Here is a 351-nt window from a genome sequence, read left to right on the forward strand (position 1 = left end):
TCCTAAAGTTACGACGATTGGGTAAGCACCTACGTTAGAGAACTGCGTAGCAGAAGTTGCAAGGGTATAGTTAATCGTATCTCCATTTACAGCACCAGTCACCACGGCTGTTAAAGCAGGGTTAAGATCACCGTACACTTTTGTTTTATCATCAGCAGTAACCAAAACATCTACTTGTTTTGGAGTTACTGTCAAAGTTCCGTTTACTGGAGTAACGTCATAGTTAGGATTATTTCCTCCTAAAGTCACCACGATTGGATAAGCACCTACGTTAGAGAATTGCGTAGCAGAAGTTGCAAGAGTGTAGTTAATAGTATCTCCGTTTACAGCACCTGTTACCACCGCTGTTAA

General features: G+C 41.6%; 1 protein-coding gene. It reads right to left on the minus strand.

Annotation, left to right across the window (positions count from 1 at the left end):
* The coding region (locus L1S34_RS14880; protein WP_236364891.1) for an MBG domain-containing protein at window positions 1–351 on the minus strand (351 nt) is incomplete at both ends.

The organism is Flavobacterium sp. K77 (assembly GCF_021608205.1).
GTDB classification, from domain to species: Bacteria; Bacteroidota; Bacteroidia; order Flavobacteriales; family Flavobacteriaceae; genus Flavobacterium; species Flavobacterium turcicum.